This is a genomic window from Bradyrhizobium sp. FW305-F6 (assembly GCF_058782905.1).
Genome location: NZ_JBYSYD010000003.1, coordinates 80,709 through 101,010, shown reverse-complemented (window position 1 = coordinate 101,010; position 20,302 = coordinate 80,709). Strand labels below are relative to the sequence as shown.

Below are 20,302 nucleotides of genomic sequence, written 5' to 3'. Positions count from 1 at the left end.
TGGTAACCATGGCGGGCTAGGGTGACCGTGTGACCAACTCTCCGACGATCCTGGTATTCGATTCCGGCCTTGGCGGGCTCACCGTGCTCCGTGAGGTCGTAGCCGCGCGCCCGGATGCGCATTACGTCTATGTCGCCGACGACGCCTTCTTCCCCTATGGCCACCACAGCGAGGACGAGATCATCGCCCGCGTCGTGCCGCTGATGGGCGAGTTGATCGGAACGCATGATCCCGACCTCGCCGTCATCGCCTGCAACACCGCGTCCACCCTGGTCCTGTCGCACTTGCGTGCGGCCTATTCGCTGCCCTTCGTCGGCACGGTGCCGGCGATCAAGCCGGCCTGCGCGCAGTCGAAGACCCGCCGCGTGTCAGTGCTCGGCACCAAGGGCACGGTGAAACGCGAATACACCAAGGCGCTGATCCGCGATTTCGCGCAAGGATGCGAGGTGACGCTGGTCGGCTCGCCCGACCTCGCCTCGCTGGCCGAGGCCGCACTCCGCGGCGAGCCGATCAGCGACCGCGACATCCTCGCCGAGCTTGCCCCCTGCTTCGTCGGCGACGCCGGGGATGCGAGCACGCGCACCGACACCGTGGTGCTCGCCTGCACGCACTACCCGCTCCTGCTCGACCGGCTGAAGCAGCTCGCGCCCTGGCCGGTCGCCTGGATCGATCCGGCGCCCGCAATCGCTCGCCGCGTGTCCGACCTGCTCGGTGCTGCGACCAGCGGTATCGTGCAGTCCGGCGCCGAGATGATCTTCACCTCGAACCGCATCCATGGCCTTTCGGCCACGCTGACGCCGTTCTTCGGCGGGCGCGCCGTCGCCTGAGCTTGCGCCGCGACGGCGCGCTGCTAGGTTTTGCCGTCATCACCTAGCCGCAGGCCTCCCATGTCGGTCCCGTCCAAGCCGCTCAACCGCCTCCGCCAATTATGGCGTGAGGGCCGCCCCGCCTTCGGCGCCATCGCGACCATCCCGAGCGTGCAGATGGTGCAGATCATGGCGCGCTCGCTCGACTGGATTATCGTCGATCTCGAGCACGGACCGATCGGGCTGACCGAAGCGCATGCGATGATCGCGGCGACCACGGGCACGCCATGCACCCCCCTGGTGCGGATCGCGGCGAACGAGCCGTGGCTCGCAAAAGCTCCGATGGACATCGGCGCCTTCGGCATCAACTTCCCCATGATCACCACGCCCACGGAGGCCGAGAAGGCGGTCCGAAGCGTACGCTACCCGCCGCGCGGCGACCGGCTCTGGGGCCCGTTCCACGCGCCGTTCCGCTGGGGCCAGTCGATGCCTGATTACATGGCCTCTGCGGACGACGAGATGATCTGCATGATCACGATCGAGCATGTCGAGGCGGTCAATCGCATCGACGAGATCATGGCGATTCCGGGCATCGACGTTGCCGTGATCGGGCCCGGCGATCTCGCCACCTCCATCAACAAGCGCGGCCAGATGGACGACCCCGCGCTGCTGGAGCTGATTGCACGCGCCGAAGCCGGCATCCTCAGAAGCGGCGTGCCGATCGGCGGCGTGGCGCGCACCGCCGACCAGGCCAATCGGTTGATCGACCGCGGCTACCGCGCCATCGCCCTGGGCTTCGACTGGTCGCTGTTCCAGCGCGGCATCATGGCGGCGTTCGAGGGGATCAACCGTTGAATCGCGCTAACGCGGGGATCGGCGTTGCGGTCACCGCGGCGGTGCTGGAATGCCGGGTCCGGGAGAAATTTGCGCAGGGCGACTTGCGCATGGCGGCGAGAAGGGCCCAAACAAGCCATTGAAAATACTGATTATTACATCAACTGCAAGTTGTTGGCTTTCCAGGAGCTTGATGCGGCGAACCGACTGTCCCCAGGCGGGTTGGTTCATGCTAGAGCAAGCAGGCGGGGCCCACTTTCTGCACATATTTTAGTCATTGATTGGAACTGGAGACGATGCGCGGGACGCCCAAGACCATTTCACTGCGGCGCCGTCTGATCTGCGACCTCATGCACGCCTCGATGGGCGTGCCCTTCGTTTCGCTGGCCCGCTCGCTCAAGATCCGCCCCTTGCTGGAGGCCCGCGCCGGCGCAACAGCGCCGGTCGGCTGGGCCGCGATGTTCGTCAAGGCTTTCGCCCTCGTTGCGCAGGAGGAGCCGATCCTGCGCACGGTCTACGTGAAATGGCCCTGGCCGGCGCTCTATGAGCTGCCCAAGAGCGTGGCGACGGTTGCGATCGCGCGGGTCGACGACGGGGAGGAATGCGTGCTGCCGCAGCGAATCGCCGGTCCCGAGGCCCTTTCGCTGGCAGCCGTCGATGCGGAGATCCGACGCGGCAAGACGGCCCCGATCGAGGACGTCCCGATGTTCCGCAAGATCATGCGGGCGACACGCCTGCCGTTGCCATTGCGGCGCCTGTCCTGGGCCTTCGGTCTGAATTTCGGCCGCCAGCGCGGCAACTGGTTCGGCAGCTTCGGCGTGAGCTCGGTGGCGGCCTATGGAGGCGGCGAGCTCCACCCCATCACGCCAGGCCCCTATGTCCTGAGCTACGGGCTGGTCGAGCCGGACCAGACCATCCATGTCGTGATTCGCTGGGATCACCGCGTTACCGACGCCGCCCCGATCGCCCGGGTGCTGACCCGGCTGGAACAGGTCCTGAACACTGAAATCGCTGCCGAATTGCGGGCGACCGGGTCGAAGCCGGTCCGGGCGGTAAGGACGTAAAGATACAGTCTTCCGGGCCGGCTCGGAAGAGCCGAACCTCAGGTGCGCAATTGCGCACGGGGAACTTCAAGATTCTCGTGTGCGTCGGGCGCACCAGAGTTCGCTCGACGAGCGCCCGGGAATGACGGCTAAAGAATTGACAGCCAGCCCCAAACTCCCCTAAAAGCCGCCTGCTCGCGGGCCGATTTCGGCCCGCGAAGCGTTTCGCGACCCGTGGTCCTCTCCCTTCAGCTTTGGGGATCGGACCTGTCGGTGCCGGGATCATCCCGTCACACAGGAGGGCGCGTTTCCTCAAACCATGACCTGAAGAGGACGCGATGACTAAGCGCAGTGAGGCGAAGTACAAGATCGATCGCCGTATGGGCCAGAACATCTGGGGCCGCCCGAAGAGCCCCGTGAATCGCCGCGAATATGGCCCTGGCCAGCACGGCCAGCGCCGCAAGGGCAAGCTCTCGGACTTCGGCGTGCAGCTGCGCGCCAAGCAGAAGCTCAAGGGCTATTACGCCAACATCAGCGAGCGTCAGTTCCACGGCATCTACGTCGAGGCGAGCCGCCTCAAGGGCGACACCGGCGAGAACCTGATCGGCCTCTTGGAGCGTCGTCTCGACGCGGTCGTGTACCGCGCCAAGTTCGTCTCCACGATCTTCGCTGCCCGCCAGTTCATCAACCACGGCCACGTCAAGGTGAACGGCCGCAAGGTCAACATCTCGAGCTACCAGCTCAAGGTCGGCGACGTGGTCGAGGTCAAGGAAGCCTCCAAGCAGCTCGCCCACGTGCTCGAAGCCAGCCAGCTTCCCGAGCGTGACGTGCCTGACTATCTCGAAGTCGACCACGGCAAGATGACCGCGAAATACACGCGCGTCCCCAACCTCTCCGACGTGCCGTTCCCGGTGCAGATGGAGCCCCATCTGGTCGTCGAATTCTATTCGCGCTGATCGTTCGGCATATCGACGTTCAAAGGCCCCGGTTCTCCGGGGCCTTTTTTGTGTGAACGGGCCATTCCCATGTCGCAGCCCATCTGTGCTAAGGTCGCCACATCGCGGAGTTGAGCATGACTCGTCTTCTGGAAGAGGCCTTCAGCAAGGTTTCCAGCCTGCCTGATTCAGAGCAGGACGATCTGGCGCGGGCCCTGCTCGAGCTTGCCGGGATCGATCAGCCACCGATCCAGCTGACGGCGGCGGAAGAGGCGGATCTCGCCGAGGCCGAAGCAGAAATCGCGCGCGGTGAGTTAGCCAGCGCCGACGAGGTCCGCGCAATGTGGGCCAAGCACGGGCTGTGAAGGTCCGTTATACGAAGCGGGCGCTCGCCCAAATCGACCAAGTTCTAACTTACATCGAGGTGCGTTCACCCCAAGGCGCAGGCCATGTGCGCGACCGAATTGTCGCTCTCATAGCATTGCTAGAGAACTACCCCTACGCGGGGCGAACAACAACGCGTGCACACGTCCGTCGCTTGCCGGTCAACCCTTATCCCTATCTGTTCGATTATCGTGTGACCGCGACGGAAATCGTTATTATGCGGTTTCGTCACGCCGCCCGGCGTCCACCCAAAGCTCGCTGACCCGCGAGAGAGTGCCATTCCATTTCGAGGAGCAAGTTGATGCTCTACGCCCCTCCCCCGATCGATCCCAAGGCGCCGCCGGTGCGCATCAATCTGCTCTCGGACACGCAGACCAGGCCGACGGCGGGGATGCGCGAGGCGATGGCGCGGGCGGAGGTCGGCGACGAGCAGGTCGGCGACGATCCGACCGTGAACGCGCTGTGCGAGCGCGTCGCGGATCTGCTCGGCAAGGAAGCGGCGGTCTACATGCCCTCCGGCACGATGTGCAACGTCACCGCGACGCTGGTGCATTGCCGGCCCGGCGACGAGATCCTCGCGCATGAGACCGCGCACATCATCGCCCGCGAAGGCGGCGCGCATGCCGCGATCGGCGGCTTCCAGGTGACGCAGTTGAAGGGTCCCGACGGGCAGTTCACGCCGGAAACTCTTCGCAAGGCGCTGCATCCGCGCACGCGCTACCAGCCGCCGCAGACCTTGGTCAGCGTCGAGCAGACCGCCAATATCGGCGGCGGCACGATCTGGAAGAAAAACGATCTAGACGAGATCGTCGAAATCGCCAGAGCCAACGGCCTTGCCACTCATATGGATGGGGCGCGGCTGTTGAACGCTACAGTAGAACACGGCATCCCTGCACCCGAGATGGCTGCCGGCTGGGATTCGGTATGGATTGACTTCTCCAAGGGGCTCGGCGCTCCGGTCGGTGCAGCACTTGCCGGCTCGCGCGCCTTCATCGACGCGGTCTGGCAATGGAAGCAGCGCCTCGGCGGCTCGATGCGGCAGGCCGGCATCTGCGCGGCGGCCTGCATCTACGCGCTCGACCACCACGTCGAGCGCCTCGCCGACGATCACGCCAATGCGCGGGCGCTCGCCCGCGGACTGTCGCAGATCTCAGGCATCGAGGTGCAGGAGCCCGAGACCAATCTCGTGTTTTTCAAGCCCGACGGCGCCGGCATCCCGGGCGACAAGATGGTCTCAGCGCTCCGCCAGCGCGGCGTCACGCTTGCGATGATGGACGGCCGCATCCGCGCCTGCACCCATCTCGACGTCAATGCGAGCCAGATCGAGGAGACGATCGGATACGTCCGCGAGATCGTGCGCGGTGCGTGATTAGAGCGTTTCCGAGCGAAGTAGGTACCGGTTCGCAAAAAGAAAACGTGTCAAAACGCGAATCTACCGCCCCATCGCCTGATAGATCAGCGTCTTCAGCGCGAGCTGAATCCGGCCGCGCTGCGAGGGGGTCTGCACCATGAAGATTCCGAACAGGTCGTCTTCGGGATCGATGAAGAAGAAGGTGCCGCCAACGCCGTCCCAGCGATATTCGCCAAGCGGCCACTTCGTGCCCGGCGGCACCGCAGTGCGTATGGCGAAGCCGAGGCCGTAGCCGCTGGTCTCACCCGGATAGTAGTTCTTGTCGCGCTCGACGCGGGTTTCGGGACCGATACGATCCGACACCATCAAGGCGATGGTCTCCGGCTTCAAATAGCGTCGACCTTCAAGCGTGCCGCCGTTGAGCAGCATTTGCGAGAAGCGCGCATAATCGCCGACCGTGCCGACGAGGCCGCCGCCGCCCGACTCCCATTGCAATGGCTTCCTGATGTCCCGAACCTGCGTCACCGGGCTGATCGCCCGGTCCTGCGGCATCGGCTCGGCGATGCTCGGCCATTTGGCGGGATCGGCGACGTAAAACGCCGTGTCCTTCATCCCGAGCGGGTCGAGCAGCCGCGTCTTCGCGAACTCGAGCAGCGATTCCCCCGAGATCACCTCGATGATGCGCCCGAGCACGTCGGTGGAGTGCCCGTAGTCCCAGATCGTGCCGGGCTGTTCGGCGAGCGGCAGCGCCGTGATCTTCGCGACGAATTCGGCATTGGTCGAATTCCTGTCGAACAATCCGGCGTCGGCATAGAGCTTGTTCACCAGGTCCCCGCCATAATAGCCGTAAGGGATCCCGGCGGTATGCCGCATCAAATCCTCGATCGTCACCGGACGGTTGAGCGGCTCCAGCTCCAGCGAGACCTTGTTGTCCTCGGCCTTCTTCGCGACCCCGACCTTCATGCCGGCAAAGGCCGAAATGTATTTCGAGACGGGATCGCTGATCGCAAGCTTGCCCTCCTCGATCAGCATCATCGCCAGGACCGAGGTGATCGGCTTGGTCATCGAATACAGGCGGAAGATCGTATCCGAGCTCATCGAAAGTTGGGTTGCGACGTCGCGGACGCCGAAATTCTCGTAATAGACCGGCTTGCCGTGTTGCTGGAGCAGCAATATCGCCCCTGGAAATTTGCCGGTCGCGATCTCGTTCCTGATGTAGTCGGAGACTTTTGCGAGGCCTTCGGGCGTGAAGCTGTGTGCGCGGCCCTCCGAGCCCGCCCTCGCACTTACAGCGCCGAACAAAAGAACGAGCGCCGCGAACAGCGCGCGGCGCCCGTTCATGTCACTTCTCCATGGCTTCATAGACCAGCTGCTTCAAGGTCCGCTGCACGCGCTGCCGCTCGCTCGGGGTCTGCTCCAGCAGCAGGAAGAACATGTCCTGCTTGCGATCAACCACCAAATAGCAACCGCTGGCGCCGTCCCATTTCAATTCCCCGAGATCGCCGGGCGGCGGAGGTTTGGCATTACCCGGATCGGTGCGCACTGCAAACCCAAGTCCCATGCCAAAGCCGTCACCGGGAAAATAGAAGTAGTCCCGTTCAACGCCGGAATCCTTGCCGGCATGGTCCGATGCCATCAGCTCAAACGTCTGCGGGCTGAGATAGGTCTTGCCCTCGAACGTTCCTCCATTGACCAGCATCTGCGCAAAGCGGGAAAAGTCCGCCATGGTCGAAACCATGCCGCCGCTGGCGGATTCCCACTTCTGGCGAACCTCAGTCCTGTACTCGCGGCCGACCCGGAAATTGCTGTCGTTCGGCAGCGGCTGGGCGAGCCGTTTCAGCCTCTCCGGTTCGGTGACGAAAAAGCCTGTATCGGTCATACCGAGCGGATCCAGCAGCTTTTCCTTCTCGAGTTCGAACAATGTCTTTCCGGACACGATTTCCATGATCCGCGCCAGAATGTCAGTGGAATGGCCGTACTGCCAGACTGCGCCGGGTTGATTGTGCAGCGGCAGCTTGGCGATCCGCTCGGCGAACTCGGCGAGATCGAATTCGCCCGCGTAGATGTTAGCGTCGCGATAGGCCTTGCGAACCAGACTATCGCCGTAGAAGCCGTAGGTTATCCCGGAGGTATGGCGCATCAGGTCGAGAATGGTAATGGGCCGGGCCAGTGGTACCAGCTCGAGCGTCTTGGTGCCGTCCTCGGCCTTCTTCTCCTCACCGACCTTAACATTTGCAAAGGAGGGAATGTATTTCGAAACGGGATCGTCCAGCTTGATCTTTCCGTCCTGGATCAGTTGCATCGCTACAACGGAGGTGATCACCTTGGTTAGCGACGACAGGCGGAAGATCGTCTTGTCGGTGATCGGGGCCTTGCTGACGACGTCCTGCACGCCGAAGACCTCGTGATAGACCGGCTTGCCATGCTGCTGGATCAGCACGTTCGCACCGGCGATCTTGCCGGTCGCGACCTCGTTCTTGAAGAACTCGGTGATCCTGCCGAGCTTCTCCTGATTGAAACGCGCGCCGGCTGGAATCTCGTAGGTACCCTCCGCGCGCGCCAGCGACATCGCGGCAAGCGAGAACAGCGCGCCGCAGGCGAACACACGCACTCCAAATCGTGAAATCATATCCCCTCCCCGGAACATGGCGCCTCGGAGTGTACTGACCGCGTGATCAGGCACAAGGGCCGCTGTGTCGCTCCAGCGCCTCGGCATGCAGGCTGGCGCTCGGCTCGGAGAAGCAGCAGAACACCACGCGGACGAGGGTTGGCGCCGAAAAGAGCCCTTCGATCGTCGTGCGCATGGCAATGTCGGCGGCCCGGTCGGCGGGGAAGCGGTAGATGCCGGTTGAAATCGCGGGGAATGCCACCGAGCTCAGCTTGTGCTTGCCGCACAGCTCCATCGAGCGACGATAGCAGGAGGCGAGGAGATTGTCCTCGCCGAGGGTGCCGCCGTTCCAGACCGGTCCGACGGTATGGATGACATGCGCGGCCTTGAGCCGATAACCCCTGGTGATCTTGGCGTCGCCCGTCTTGCAGCCGTGCAGCATGCGGCATTCGGCGACGAGCTCGGGCCCCGCAGCCCGATGGATCGCCCCATCGACGCCGCCCCCGCCGAGGAGCGACGAATTGGCGGCGTTGACGATGGCATCAACGCCGAGGGTTGTGATGTTGGCGACGACGACCTCGAGCTCCGCGCCGCCAATCCGGCGCGTCAGCACGGTCACGTGTCAGGCCGCGACGACGACGCCCTTCTCCGAGAGCAGCTGCTGCAGCTCGCCGGCCTGGAACATCTCGCGGACGATGTCGCAGCCGCCGATGAACTCACCCTTCACGTACAGCTGCGGAATGGTCGGCCAGTTCGAAAACTCCTTGATGCCGTTGCGAAGCTCGGCTGATTCGAGCACGTTGAGGCCCTTATAGCCGACGCCGATATGGTCAAGGATCTGGACGACCTGACCGGAGAAACCGCACTGCGGAAATTGCGGCGTACCCTTCATGAACAGAACCACGTCGTTCGACTTCACTTCGTTGTCGATGAATTCCGCGATGCTCATATCCGTGTCCTTCTGGGGCAGAGCCCTCACCAATTGCTTCGGGCCGGCTCGGCCGATTTAACCCGATACCTGCCTATATATGTAGCCCAAACCGTTGTGCATCCAAAGTAAAATGGCGGCGACGAGTCCTCGGCGGCGGGTTTGCCCCCGTCCCGGTCCATAGTCTGATGACATCAATATCATGGCCGGAGAGGACTTTCATACCGTAACGCAGCCCCTATCTAGGACGAACCCTGTTCATGGAACCGGGTAACGCCAACAACGTTCTCTTGTCCTGTCTGGAGAAAAACGTGACGAAACAAGCCTCAGCCACGGCGACCGCCCCGCTTTCGTCACCGTCCGCTCAGGGCGGCCTCGCGCAGAGGCTGGCCGACGCGTTTATTGCCGTCCGGAACGAGACCGAACGCCGGGCCGCGCCGCTCTCTCCGGAGGACCAGCAGATCCAGTCCATGCCGGACGCGAGCCCGACCAAATGGCACCGCGCCCATACCACCTGGTTCTGGGAGCAATTCCTGCTCGGCGAGCATGCGGCCGGCTATCGGCCCTTCCACCCCGATTTCGCGTTCCTGTTCAATTCCTATTACGTCAGCGCCGGCCCGCGCCATGCCCGCAATCATCGCGGCGACATCACCCGGCCAAGCGCCGGCGAGGTCGGGGCCTATCGCAGATATGTCGATGCCGCCGTCGTCGAGTTCTTCCGAGACGCTGGTGCGGACAAGTTGCGCGAGATCGCGCCGCTGGTCGAGGTCGGGCTGAACCACGAGCAGCAGCATCAAGAGTTGATGTTCACCGACATTCTGCACGCCTTCGCGCAGAATCCGGTCTACCCGGCCTACGACCCGAACTGGCGCTTTCCACCCGCGACACGCACCGGCGAGGAGTGGCTGACGCTGAACGAGGGCATCCACACCGTCGGTCATGCCGATGACAGCTTTCATTTCGACAACGAGCGGCCGGCGCATCGCGCCCTGGTCGGCCCCGTCAAGATTGCACGCAATCTGGTCACCAACGGCGAGTGGCTCGCCTTCATGCGCGACGGCGGCTATCGGACCGCGACCCTGTGGCTGATGGACGGCTTTGCCGCGGCCAGCAGGGAAGACTGGCAAGCGCCTGGTTACTGGCGCGAGGTCGATGGCGCCTGGCAGGTGATGACGCTCGCCGGCCTCAAGCCGATCGATCCGAACGCGCCGGTCTGCCACATCAGCTATTACGAGGCCGACGCCTATGCACGCTGGGCCGGCAGGCATCTTCCGACCGAAACGGAATGGGAGGTGGCGGCGCGCGCCGGCCAGCTCAACGACGCCTTCGGCCTCGTCTGGCAATGGACGCGCAGCTCTTACTCACCCTATCCCGGCTACCGCGCCGTCGAAGGCGCGCTCGGCGAGTACAACGGCAAGTTCATGATCAATCAGCTGGTGCTGCGCGGCTCCTCGCTTGCCACTCCGCAAGGCCACAGCCGTATCACCTATCGCAACTTCTTCTATCCGCACCACCGCTGGCAGTTCACGGGGTTGCGGCTCGCCAACTACGAATAATCCGACGAGACATGCGCGCCGGACAGCGCGTTCAGGAGAGTATCATGAATGTGCACGCCAGCGCTTTGGGCGCAGCCCATCTTCCCGACGAGCAGACCACCGCGTTCGCCCGCGAAGCGATCGCGGACCTCTCGCAGCAGCCGAAGAAGCTGTCGCCGAAATATTTCTACGACGCGACGGGATCGGAGCTGTTCGAGGCCATCACGCGACTGCCGGAATATTATCCGACGCGCACCGAGCTATCGATCCTGAAGGAGCGCGGCAGCGAGATCGCGAAGATCATTCCGGAACACGCGGCGCTGGTCGAGTTCGGCGCCGGCGCGACTACAAAAGTCCGCCTGTTGCTGAGCCACTGCAAGTTCGCGGCCTATGTTCCCGTCGACATCTCCGGCGACTTCCTGAAGGCACAGGCGAGCGGGCTGAAGCGGGATTTTCCCTCGCTCGGCATCTACCCGGTCGCGGCGGACTTCACCACGCCGTTCGAGCTGCCCAAGCAGGTCGCCACCATGCCCAAGGTCGGCTTCTTCCCCGGCTCGACCATCGGCAATTTCGAGCCGCAGGAAGCGCGGGCCTTCCTGAAGAGCGCCCGCAAGATCCTCGGCAAGGGCGCGCAGATGATCATCGGCGCCGACCTCGAGAAGGACGAACGCGTGCTCCTTGACGCCTACAACGATGCCGCCGGCGTCACCGCGCGTTTCAACCTCAATGTGCTGGTGCGCATCAACCGCGAGCTCGGCGGCAATTTCGATCTGTCCGCCTTCACCCATCGCGCCATCTACAATCGCGAGCGGCACCGCATCGAAATGCACCTGATCAGCAAGAAGGCCCAGACCGTGCGGCTGCTCGGCACCAGCTTCTCGTTCCGCCCCGGCGAGAGCATCCACACCGAGAACAGCTACAAATACAGCCTCGAACGCTTCGCCGCGCTGGCACAGGGCGCCGGCTGGCGCGTGCGCGAGAGCTGGACGGATGCGGCGAAGATGTTCTCGGTCCACGCACTGGAGGTCGCGGAGTAGGAGCCGCAGCCGTCGTTCGCTGGCGTCAATCAGGCTTGCACCGTTCTACCGACACCAGCCGTTCGTCCCGGATGACGGCGCGGAAGCTGTGGGTGCTCGGCTTCCCGCACGACCATGACAGATACTCACCGTCTCGCTGGAGCGGCTCCCCGAGCCAGAAAACGACCCTTGATACGGGGTCGCCCGGCTTGAGGCGGTCGAGCCATTGCGTTGGGTACGCCCACTGCCCGCAATCGCCCTGCCAATAACAAACCGGTGTTATGCAGCCCCCGATCGCAGGCTTTCCTCCGATGGCCCGACAGGCCGCCGGGACCCGGCCAAGCGCCCAGCCCTTGGTGGCTTCCTCGATGATCAATATCGCGGCTATAGCAACGCCGAAGATAATGACGCGCCGCATGCCGCGCTTACGCCTCTTCTACCTGCGATCCGAGCGACAGCGACTCCCATACCGCCACCACGATCATGATCACGGTCGTCGCGACCGACAACCACAGCGGTGAAAGGCCGGCGGCGAACCACCACAGCACCAGCAGGAGGACGATGCCGACGCCGTGCGAGAGCTGGAGGAAGCCGCGGATCGCCAGCTTGAATAGGATGGTGCCGACCAGAAACACCAGGGGACCACCGATCGTGCTGACGATCGTGCGGATGTCGGAATGGCCGGACGGATGCTTCAGCACCAATTCGTCCGAAACCGCGGTCAGGATGATGCCGGCGATGATCGGCATATGCAGATAGGTGTAGGCGAGTCGCGCCAGGCGGCCGGACTCGCTGGACTTCGAGATCCGCTCGGCGCCGGCCTCTGCGCCCTTATGGAAATAGATCCACCACATCACGACGGCGCAGGACAGCGCCGAGACGAAGGCGAGAATGTTGCTCGCGGTCCACTCCAGTTCGGCGAATGTCGCGCCGTTGACGACGATGGCCTCGCCGAGCGCGATGATGACGAACAGAGAGCAGCGCTCGGCCATATGGCCGCCTTCGACGGCCCACGCCTCGACGGACGAGAACCCCAGCATCGGCACCCAGAATCGCGCCGCCGGCGAGACGTACTCCCAGGCCACCGCCGCGATCCACAGCCATAGCCGCGTATTTCCCTCGGCCAGACCGCCTGCGATCCACAACACCGCTGAGATCGATAGCCAGGTCAGGATGCGAATCGCGTTGTGCCGCACGGCCGTTCGATGCGGCGGCGTTGCGAGCAGCCAGAACGCGGTACGTCCGACCTGCATCGTCGCATAGGCGATCGCGAACCACAGGCCCCGCCCCTCGAAGGCCGTCGGGATCGTGGTCGAAAGCACGAGGCCGCCCAGCATCATCGCAAATAGCAGGAGGCGGACCGGCGTCAGCTCGGGATTGAGCCAGTTGGTGACCCAGGCGGTGAAGACCCAGACCCACCACACCGCGAGAAACAGCACCGCGACGTGCAGCGCGCCGAGTGGCGTGAAGTGGTGCAGCAGCGTGTGCGAAATCTGCGTGACGGCGAAAACGAAGACGAGGTCGAAAAACAGCTCGACGAAGGTGACGCGGCTGTGCTGGTTCGGCACGATGACGCGGAACATCGCGCCGCGCGGGTTATCCGCAGCCATAGTCACCCCCTAAGCATGATCCGGAAAAGTGCGAGGCGGCTTTCCGGAAAGATCATGCGCAACAACGACCTAAAGCACGATGACGCTTCATCCAAATCTCATCGCTCGTTAGGCATGGTCAGGTCAGGCGCAGCTTCGTCACGTGCCGGGGACACCGGTTTGCAGCGCCAGCGCGTGCAGCACGCCCCCCATCTGGCCGCGCAGGGACTGGTAGACGATCTGGTGCTGCTGGACGCGGGACTTGCCGCGGAAGGATTCCGAGATCACGGTCGCGGCATAGTGATCGCCGTCGCCGGCGAGGTCACGGATGGTCACCTCGGCATCGGGGATCGCTGCCTTGATCATCGCCTCGATATCGTGGGCGTCCATGGGCATTCGGGTCTTGCTCCTTCTGGTCGGATCGTTCGAATCGCAGCCGGGGGTCCCCTCTCCGGCAGGGACCAAACTTAGCGTGAACGGGCTTCTAGGTCACGCCTTCCGGTACTATATCCGTGATCCCATCACGATAAAGGCACGACAAAGTGCCGCGCGCGGCAGATCGATCGAAAAGGCGTGACATCATGAAGCTTCCAGGGCCTGACCACCCCATCACCATCACCCCAAATCCCCGGCGCGTCCGGGTGACTGCGGGCGACATCGTGATTGCCGAGACCAGCAAGGCCCTGACCTTGAAAGAGGCGAGATATCCGGCGGTGCAATATGTGCCGCGGGAGGACACCAACATGGCCCTGCTCGAGCGTACCGAGCGCACCACCCATTGCCCGTACAAGGGCGACGCCAACTATTACAGCGTCAAGGCCGACGGCAAGACGCTCGACAACGCGATCTGGACCTACGAGACGCCCTTCCCCGCCATGGCCGAGATTGCGGGCCATCTGGCGTTCTATCCGGACAAGGTGAAGATCGAGGAAGTGGGGTAGTTTTTAAAACTGTCATTCCGGGGCGCGTCGCAGACGCGAACTACGGTGCGCAATTGCGCACTTGAGAATCTCGAGATTCCGGGTTCGGTCCTTCGGACCGCCCCGGAATGACTCGCGGAGCTACGCCCTGAAGATCGTGAGCCCCAGGACCAGCAGCACCAGGAAAATCACGACGAAGACGTAGAACAGGAGGCGGGCGATATCGGCCGAGGCCGCCGAGATGCCTGTGAAGCCGAGCACGCCGGCCACGATCGAGACAAGCAGGAAGATCAGCGCCCATTTCAGGATCGTCATCGAAAAACTCCGAACTGCCGCTTTTTCGCGGCTTCGCTTTCTTGCGAACGCTAACTTCGCTATGCGGAACTGGTTCCCAGAGGTCGTCGGGGCGGACCTTGCGAAACAAACTGCCCTTGCTGAATCGAGTTCCCGGCGGCACAGTCCGGCGGGACCAGGATCGGGGCGGCCCACGATGACGATGTCACATTCAGCGACGATCGACGCACAGGTGCATGCCGCGCCGCAGAGCAAGGTGCGCAATATGGCGATCGATCGCGCCCGCACCTTCCTCACGCTGGTGGTGCTGCTGCATCACGCCGTGATCCCCTATACCTATTTCGGTCATACCGATCCGAGCTATTTCTTCGGCTTCGACATGATCGTGCTCGCCACCGACAGTTTCTTCATGGCGATGTTCTTCTTCCTGTCGGGGCTGTTCGCCTGGTCCGGCATCGCCCGGAAGGGAGTGCGGGGCTATTTGGCAGATCGCCTGCTTCGGCTTGGCTTACCCTTCGCGATCTGCGCCCTAACGGTCATTCCGCTCGCCTACTACGCGATCTCCCTGCGGGAGCATCCCGAGATCGGTTTTGCGGAATTCTGGTGGAATATGGTCACCAAGGGCCCGTGGCCGAGCGGGCCGATCTGGTTCTTGTGGGTCTTGTTCGCCTTTGACCTCGTTGCCTGCGTTTTGTACCGGCTGTCACCCAACCTGCTCGATCCGATCAATCGCCTCTCGCTGTACGGTCGGCGTCGGCCCGCCGTGTTCTTCGCGGTCATGCTGGCCGTCACCGCCGCGTTCTACATTCCCGGGCGGGTTCACTTCGGACCGAGCAACTGGTTCGAGTTCGGACCCTTCTCGGTCCAGCACGGGCGCGTAATGCTCTACGCGACCTACTTCTTTTTCGGTGCCGGCGTGGGTGTTGCGCAAATGGATCGCGGGCTGCTCGCTGTCGACGGCCGCATGGCAAAGGTCAGCTGGGACTGGATGGTGCTGGCGATCGTTCCGTATTGCCTCCTATGGGGGCTGATCTTCATCAAGCGCGAAATACTGGGCAATCCGTCGCCTTTGCCGGACTGGTATGAAGCACTTTATGCCATTTGCTTCACCGTCTTCAGCGTGGCCATCATGTTTCTGATCCTGGCCATTTTCCAGAGGTTCAAACAATCAGGCTCGGCCAGGCTGCTCGATCCCATGCAGAGCGACGCGTTCGGCATGTTCCTGGTGCACTATCCGATCGCGCTGTGGCTGCAGTACTGGCTGTACGACTATGACCTGCCGGCGATCGTCAAGGCCACGATCGGGTTCGTACTGACAGTCGCAGCGAGCTGGGCGCTGACGCGCGCGTTGCGGCAGATCCCGGGCGCGTCAAAGGTGTTGTGAGGCATCACCTCGCGTCACGGCGAGGTCCGTAGCCCGGATGAGCGCAGCGATATCCGGGGTCCTGCCACAAGCGACAGCGGTCCCGGATGTCGCTTCGCTCATCCGGGCTACGGCACCGACGTTGAGGCAGCCGCTTACGCCGCCTTCCCGCCCATGTACTCCGGCAACCAGCGCTCGTGTGACGTCCGCAAGCTGTCGATCGCAACCGGCGCCTCGCCCGCGATCGCGATCGCATCGCCGCCGGTGGTGCCGATGCGTACGCAGGGCACCTCGCAGCCGCGCATCTTGGCGAGCACACGGCCGGCTTCGGTTTCCGGCACGGTGACGAGATAGCGCGCCTGGTCCTCGCCGAACCAGTAGGCGTGCGGCACCAGCGCGGTCGGCGCCGCCAGCAGCTTGGCCCCGATGCCACTCGCGATCGCCATCTCGGCGAGCGCGATCAGCAGGCCGCCATCGGAGAGGTCGTGGACGGCAGTTGCGGTGCCCGCATGGATCATGCCGCGCACGCAATCGCCGTTGCGCTTCTCGGCGGCGAGATCGACCGGCGGCGGCGCGCCCTCCTCGCGACCGCAGATGTCGCGCAGATAGACGGACTGGCCGAGCCAGCCATGGGTCTCGCCGACCAGCAGGATCGCCTCGCCCTCGGCCTTGAAGGCGAGCGACGCCGACTTGGTGAAATCGTCGAGCAGGCCGACGCCGCCGATCGAGGGCGTCGGCAGGATCGCGCGGCCGTTGGTCTCGTTGTAGAGCGAGACATTGCCGGAGACGACCGGAAAATCGAGCGTGCGGCAGGCCTCCGAGATGCCCTTCAGGCAGCCGACGAACTGGCCCATGATGTCCGGGCGCTCAGGATTGCCGAAATTGAGATTGTCGGTGATCGCAAGCGGCCTGCCGCCGACGGCGGTGATGTTGCGCCAGGCTTCGGCGACGGCCTGCATTCCGCCTTGATAAGGATCGGCCTCGCAATAGCGCGGCGTGACGTCGACGGTCAGTGCAAGACCCTTCGGCCCGTCCTCGACGCGCACCACCGCGGCATCGCCGCCGGGGCGCTGCATGGTGTTGCCGAGGATGACGTGGTCGTACTGCTCCCAGACCCAGCGCTTAGAGCACATGTCGGGCGTGCCGATCAGCTTCTCCAGCGCAGCTCCGAGGCCCATCGGCGCCGGCACGTCGCGGGCGTGCACCACCGGCAGCGCGGCCGAGGGGACATGCGGCCGGTCGTAGAGCGGCGCCTCGTCGCCGAGCTCCTTGATCGGCAGGTCGGCCATGACGTCGCCGCCATGCTTGACCACGAAGCGCTTGCTCGGCGTGGTGTAGCCGACCACCGCGAAGTCGAGGCCCCATTTCCTGAAGATCGCCTCGGCTTCCTTTTCCTTTTCCGGCTTGAGCACCATGAGCATGCGCTCCTGGCTTTCCGAGAGCATCATCTCGTAGGCGCTCATGCCGGTCTCGCGGGTCGGCACCGCGTCGAGATCAAGGTCGACGCCGAGATCGCCCTTGGCGCCCATCTCGACCGCCGAGCAGGTCAGGCCCGCCGCGCCCATGTCCTGGATCGCGATGACGCAGCCCTTCTCCATGATCTCGAGGCAGGCTTCCAGCAGCAGCTTCTCGGCGAAGGGATCGCCGACCTGCACGGTCGGGCGCTTCTCCTCGGACTTGTCGTCGAATTCGGCGGAGGCCATCGAGGCGCCGTGGATTCCGTCGCGCCCGGTCTTGGAGCCCAAATAGACGATCGGCATGTTCACGCCGGACGCGGCCGCATAGAAGATCTTGTCGGCATCGGCGAGGCCCACGGCCATCGCGTTGACGAGGATGTTGCCGTCATAGCGGGTGTGGAAGCGCACCTGCCCGCCCACGGTCGGCACGCCGAAGGAATTGCCGTAGCCGCCGACGCCCGCCACGACGCCGGAGACCAGATGCCGCGTCTTCGGATGCTCGGGCGCGCCGAAGCTCAGCGCATTGAGGCAGGCAATGGGACGCGCGCCCATGGTGAAGACGTCGCGCAGGATGCCGCCGACGCCGGTGGTCGCACCCTGATAGGGCTCGATATAGCTCGGATGGTTGTGGCTCTCCATCTTGAAGACCACCGCCTGGCCATCGCCGATGTCGATCACGCCCGCATTCTCGCCCGGGCCCTGGATCACCCAGGGCGCCTTGGTCGGCAGCCCGCGCAGATGGATGCGCGACGACTTGTACGAGCAGTGCTCGTTCCACATCGCCGAGAAGATGCCGAGCTCGGTGAAGCTCGGCTCCCGCCCGATCAGCTTCAGGATGCGCTCATACTCGTCGGGCTTGAGCCCGTGGGCGGCAACCAGTTCGGGGGTGATCTTGGGTTCGTTCTTCATGGCTTCAGAGGCTTTCGGCGGCGGTTTGGCCGTTCTAGGAACATCGGACGGCTTCGAAAAGCCCTTTATGGCGCATTTTCCCGCTGTCCCACGTTTTGCAGGCAGGGCCGGCGGGAACAGGAATTGCACGGCGCGGTCGGATCGGATTTAAGGGCTCGACACCCGCAATTGAAGGCCTATTTCCTTGCACGAATTGACCAAAGCACCCCCGCCCCGCCGCCCCGACCTCCACGTCGCCACCGAGGGCGAATTTGTGGGCTGGCGGACCTGGATTCGCGACAGTTTTGAAGTCCATGTCGGCCCGTTCTGGCACCGGATCGGGGCGGACGGCAACGTCCGCAGCGCCTTCCGGGTCGAGAAGAAGCACCTCAACGGCTCCGGGAACGTGCATGGCGGCTGCTACATGGCCTTCGCCGACTATTCCCTGTTCGCGATCGCTACCCATGTCCTGGACAGCCGGGCGGTGACGACCAACTTCGCCTGCGAATTCCTCGACGCGGCACAGGAGGGTGAGCTGATCGAATGCACCGGCGAGGTGACCCGCGCCGGCGGTTCGCTGATCTTCCTGCGCGGCAAGATGACCTCAGGGTCGCGCGTGCTGCTCACCTTTTCCGGCACGATCAAGCGGATGAAGCGGAAGGCGCTCCCTCAGCCAAACGCATAGCTCGGCGGCTTCCCTTTTCGCGCGCGCTCGCCCAGACTTTCGGGCAAGCGCGTTCGCGCCGGGGAGCAAGAACAAGGTGCCGCAGAGCACATCGCAGGCGGGTCGCAAAACGGCGTCCGCATCGACGCCGTTGCCGTCCATGCCCGCCACCGGCGCGCGCAACTGGCGCGACTATGCGCTGCTGCTCGCGCTCGCCTGCTGCTGGAGCTCGACCTATCCGCTGACCAAGCTGGCGCTTCCCAGCATCCCGCCCATCACCTTCATCTCGGCGCGCTCGCTGATCGCGTTCGTCTTTCTGTTCGCGATCCTGCGGATGCGCGGCGTCAAGCTGCCGACCGACGTGAAGGCCTGGAAGCTGTTCGCGACCCAGCAGCTGATCAACTCGACCTTCCCGTTCCTGGTCATCACCTGGTCGCAGCAATACGTGCCGGCGTCGAACACGGTGGTGCTGGCCTCGACGACGCCGATCTTCGCCTTCCTGATCACCTCGCTGATCACGCGGCACGAGCCGGCAACGCTCCTCAAGCTCGCGGGCGCGATCCTGGGATTGGCCGGCACTGTCGCGATCGTCGGGCTCGATGCTCTGCATGGCCTTGGCAGCGAGATCATCGCGGAGATCGCGATCCTGCTCGCCACCATTTCCTTTGCCTGCGCGACCATCTTCGGCCTCCGTCTCTCCGAGTACGATCCGATGGTGGTGGCAACCGGCTCGCTGCTGTTCGGCGGTCTCGTCCTGCTGCCGCCCGCGCTGATCATCGACCAACCCTGGACGCTGCACCCGACGCCGACGGCGATCGTCGCCACCATCGTCATGGGCATCGTCTCCAGTGCATTGGGCCTGCTGCTGTTCTATGTCTGCCTGGGCCGGCTCGGCACGCTGACGACCAACGCTCAAGGCTATCTGCGCATCCCGATCGGCGTCGGGCTGTCGGTTCTGCTGCTCGGCGAGAGCGTGCCGTCGAATCTGGCACTCGGATTGCTGCTGGTGATGGCGGGCGTCGCGGCGATGACGGTGCCTGCGGAAAAGCTCAAGCTGCGTTAGGGTCTGGACCCAGCCAAGCTATGGCCGTGGAATCGATCTGAACAGGAGAAACAGAACATGGTGAGCGACGCGAACGTTTGGGCCGGCCAGTGCCATTGCGGCGCGGTGCGCTTCGAGGCGACGCTCAGCGACGGCTTCAATTCGATCCGCCGCTGCACTTGCTCTTACTGCCGGATGCGAGGCGCCGTCATTGCCATGGCGGAACTGGGTGGGATCAAGTTCCTGCAGGGCGAGGATGCGCTCACAACCTACCGCTTCCATACCGGATCGGCGCAACACTTCTTCTGTTCTCGCTGCGGAATATACACGCATCATCAACGACGATCCGACCGGACATCATATGCCGTCAACGTGGCCTGCCTGGAGGGGGTAAGCCCATTCGACTTTGCCGAGGTGCCCGTCATGGATGGCGTCAATCACACCAACGATACCGGCAGGCCAACGCGTCGCGCAGGCACACTCCGGTTTATCCCGGCCGACTAGCATGATGGGATTAAGTTTGATTGCGCCACCGGCGGTGCACTCCCTCTCCCGCTTGCGGGAGAGGGCTGGGGAGAGGGTGTTTCCGCAATGGGATAACCCCCTAGATGAGAAAGCCCTCACCCGCGCCGGAGCCTGTCATCG

General features: G+C 63.8%; 22 protein-coding genes. 14 read left to right on the top strand and 8 right to left on the bottom strand.

Translation table 11 applies throughout. The features are described 5' to 3' along the window. The first annotated feature begins 29 nt into the window (after positions 1 to 29). From murI to AC3WLX_RS20760, 7 genes are all read left to right on the top strand, one after another. Positions 30 to 827, top strand: a complete 798-nt coding sequence (murI, locus tag AC3WLX_RS20790) for a glutamate racemase (protein WP_291620447.1) — start codon at positions 30 to 32, stop codon at positions 825 to 827. 60 nt (positions 828 to 887) lie between these two features. Then, positions 888 to 1,661 carry an HpcH/HpaI aldolase family protein gene (locus AC3WLX_RS20785; protein WP_492337394.1) on the top strand — a complete coding sequence of 258 codons (774 nt, stop codon included), beginning with the start codon at positions 888 to 890 and terminating at the stop codon, positions 1,659 to 1,661. Positions 1,662 to 1,936: 275 nt separating this feature from the next. Then, positions 1,937 to 2,704: an acyltransferase gene (locus AC3WLX_RS20780; protein ID WP_291620443.1), complete on the top strand. Its 768-nt coding sequence runs from the start codon at positions 1,937 to 1,939 to the stop codon at positions 2,702 to 2,704. A gap of 317 nt (positions 2,705 to 3,021) precedes the next feature. Next, positions 3,022 to 3,639, top strand: a complete 618-nt coding sequence (gene rpsD / locus AC3WLX_RS20775) for a 30S ribosomal protein S4 (RefSeq protein ID WP_291620440.1) — start codon at positions 3,022 to 3,024, stop codon at positions 3,637 to 3,639. Positions 3,640 to 3,755: 116 nt separating this feature from the next. Beyond that, a complete protein-coding gene (locus AC3WLX_RS20770) occupies positions 3,756 to 3,983 on the top strand; it encodes a hypothetical protein (RefSeq protein WP_057029490.1) in 228 nt (75 codons plus the stop codon). Continuing rightward, positions 3,962 to 4,264, top strand: a complete 303-nt coding sequence (locus AC3WLX_RS20765; protein WP_492337393.1) for a type II toxin-antitoxin system RelE/ParE family toxin — start codon at positions 3,962 to 3,964, stop codon at positions 4,262 to 4,264. The genes AC3WLX_RS20770 and AC3WLX_RS20765 overlap by 22 nt, the downstream gene beginning before the upstream one ends. 39 nt (positions 4,265 to 4,303) lie before the next feature. Continuing rightward, the gene (locus tag AC3WLX_RS20760; protein ID WP_492337392.1) at positions 4,304 to 5,371 is read left to right on the top strand and encodes a threonine aldolase family protein; all 1,068 of its coding nucleotides are present in this window, start codon (positions 4,304 to 4,306) and stop codon (positions 5,369 to 5,371) included. A gap of 63 nt (positions 5,372 to 5,434) precedes the next feature. Here the strand turns inward: AC3WLX_RS20760 and AC3WLX_RS20755 are convergent, their stop codons facing one another. The 4 genes from AC3WLX_RS20755 to grxD are packed head-to-tail and all read right to left on the bottom strand — an operon-like array spanning position 5,435 to position 8,910. Continuing rightward, positions 5,435 to 6,694, bottom strand: coding sequence for a serine hydrolase domain-containing protein (locus AC3WLX_RS20755; RefSeq protein ID WP_492337391.1), 1,260 nt, complete (start codon positions 6,692 to 6,694; stop codon positions 5,435 to 5,437). 1 nt (position 6,695) lies between these two features. After that, positions 6,696 to 7,982 (bottom strand): serine hydrolase domain-containing protein, encoded by a 1,287-nt coding sequence (locus AC3WLX_RS20750; RefSeq protein ID WP_492337390.1) that lies wholly within the window; start codon positions 7,980 to 7,982, stop codon positions 6,696 to 6,698. A gap of 46 nt (positions 7,983 to 8,028) precedes the next feature. Further along, complete coding sequence (locus AC3WLX_RS20745; RefSeq protein ID WP_492337389.1) at positions 8,029 to 8,580, bottom strand: O-acetyl-ADP-ribose deacetylase; 552 nt, start codon at positions 8,578 to 8,580, stop codon at positions 8,029 to 8,031. 3 nt (positions 8,581 to 8,583) lie between these two features. Beyond that, positions 8,584 to 8,910, bottom strand: a complete 327-nt coding sequence (grxD, locus tag AC3WLX_RS20740; RefSeq protein WP_291620426.1) for a Grx4 family monothiol glutaredoxin — start codon at positions 8,908 to 8,910, stop codon at positions 8,584 to 8,586. Positions 8,911 to 9,149: 239 nt separating this feature from the next. Here grxD and egtB point away from each other — a divergent pair, with 239 nt between their 5' ends. Both egtB and egtD read left to right on the top strand, forming a co-directional pair. Beyond that, the gene (gene egtB, locus AC3WLX_RS20735; protein WP_492337388.1) at positions 9,150 to 10,445 is read left to right on the top strand and encodes an ergothioneine biosynthesis protein EgtB; all 1,296 of its coding nucleotides are present in this window, start codon (positions 9,150 to 9,152) and stop codon (positions 10,443 to 10,445) included. Between the two features lie 44 nt (positions 10,446 to 10,489). Further along, positions 10,490 to 11,461, top strand: a complete 972-nt coding sequence (egtD, locus tag AC3WLX_RS20730) for an L-histidine N(alpha)-methyltransferase (RefSeq protein WP_492337387.1) — start codon at positions 10,490 to 10,492, stop codon at positions 11,459 to 11,461. A gap of 404 nt (positions 11,462 to 11,865) precedes the next feature. On the opposite strand, the gene AC3WLX_RS20725 is transcribed toward egtD, so the two are convergent. Both AC3WLX_RS20725 and AC3WLX_RS20720 read right to left on the bottom strand, forming a co-directional pair. Further along, positions 11,866 to 13,050 carry a low temperature requirement protein A gene (locus AC3WLX_RS20725; protein WP_492337386.1) on the bottom strand — a complete coding sequence of 395 codons (1,185 nt, stop codon included), beginning with the start codon at positions 13,048 to 13,050 and terminating at the stop codon, positions 11,866 to 11,868. Between the two features lie 138 nt (positions 13,051 to 13,188). Further along, positions 13,189 to 13,425 carry a BolA family protein gene (locus AC3WLX_RS20720; RefSeq protein WP_011088461.1) on the bottom strand — a complete coding sequence of 79 codons (237 nt, stop codon included), beginning with the start codon at positions 13,423 to 13,425 and terminating at the stop codon, positions 13,189 to 13,191. A 185-nt stretch (positions 13,426 to 13,610) separates the two neighbouring features. Between AC3WLX_RS20720 and AC3WLX_RS20715 the strand changes: the two genes are divergently transcribed. Continuing rightward, positions 13,611 to 13,970, top strand: a complete 360-nt coding sequence (locus AC3WLX_RS20715; protein WP_291628313.1) for a DUF427 domain-containing protein — start codon at positions 13,611 to 13,613, stop codon at positions 13,968 to 13,970. 120 nt (positions 13,971 to 14,090) lie between these two features. Here AC3WLX_RS20715 and AC3WLX_RS20710 read toward each other — a convergent pair whose 3' ends face one another. Then, positions 14,091 to 14,264, bottom strand: a complete 174-nt coding sequence (locus AC3WLX_RS20710) for a DUF1328 domain-containing protein (protein WP_291628315.1) — start codon at positions 14,262 to 14,264, stop codon at positions 14,091 to 14,093. Between the two features lie 175 nt (positions 14,265 to 14,439). Between AC3WLX_RS20710 and AC3WLX_RS20705 the strand changes: the two genes are divergently transcribed. Then, on the top strand, positions 14,440 to 15,627 hold the full coding sequence (locus tag AC3WLX_RS20705) for an acyltransferase family protein (protein ID WP_492337385.1): 1,188 nt from the start codon (positions 14,440 to 14,442) through the stop codon (positions 15,625 to 15,627). 134 nt (positions 15,628 to 15,761) lie between these two features. Here AC3WLX_RS20705 and purL read toward each other — a convergent pair whose 3' ends face one another. Next, positions 15,762 to 17,972 (bottom strand): phosphoribosylformylglycinamidine synthase subunit PurL, encoded by a 2,211-nt coding sequence (purL, locus tag AC3WLX_RS20700; RefSeq protein WP_492337384.1) that lies wholly within the window; start codon positions 17,970 to 17,972, stop codon positions 15,762 to 15,764. 184 nt (positions 17,973 to 18,156) lie between these two features. Here purL and AC3WLX_RS20695 point away from each other — a divergent pair, with 184 nt between their 5' ends. From AC3WLX_RS20695 to AC3WLX_RS20685, 3 genes are all read left to right on the top strand, one after another. Next, positions 18,157 to 18,636: a PaaI family thioesterase gene (locus tag AC3WLX_RS20695; protein WP_492337383.1), complete on the top strand. Its 480-nt coding sequence runs from the start codon at positions 18,157 to 18,159 to the stop codon at positions 18,634 to 18,636. 76 nt (positions 18,637 to 18,712) lie between these two features. Next, positions 18,713 to 19,678 (top strand): DMT family transporter, encoded by a 966-nt coding sequence (locus AC3WLX_RS20690; RefSeq protein ID WP_492337382.1) that lies wholly within the window; start codon positions 18,713 to 18,715, stop codon positions 19,676 to 19,678. 57 nt (positions 19,679 to 19,735) lie between these two features. Further along, on the top strand, positions 19,736 to 20,161 hold the full coding sequence (locus AC3WLX_RS20685) for a GFA family protein (protein WP_492337381.1): 426 nt from the start codon (positions 19,736 to 19,738) through the stop codon (positions 20,159 to 20,161). Positions 20,162 to 20,302 lie beyond the last annotated feature (141 nt).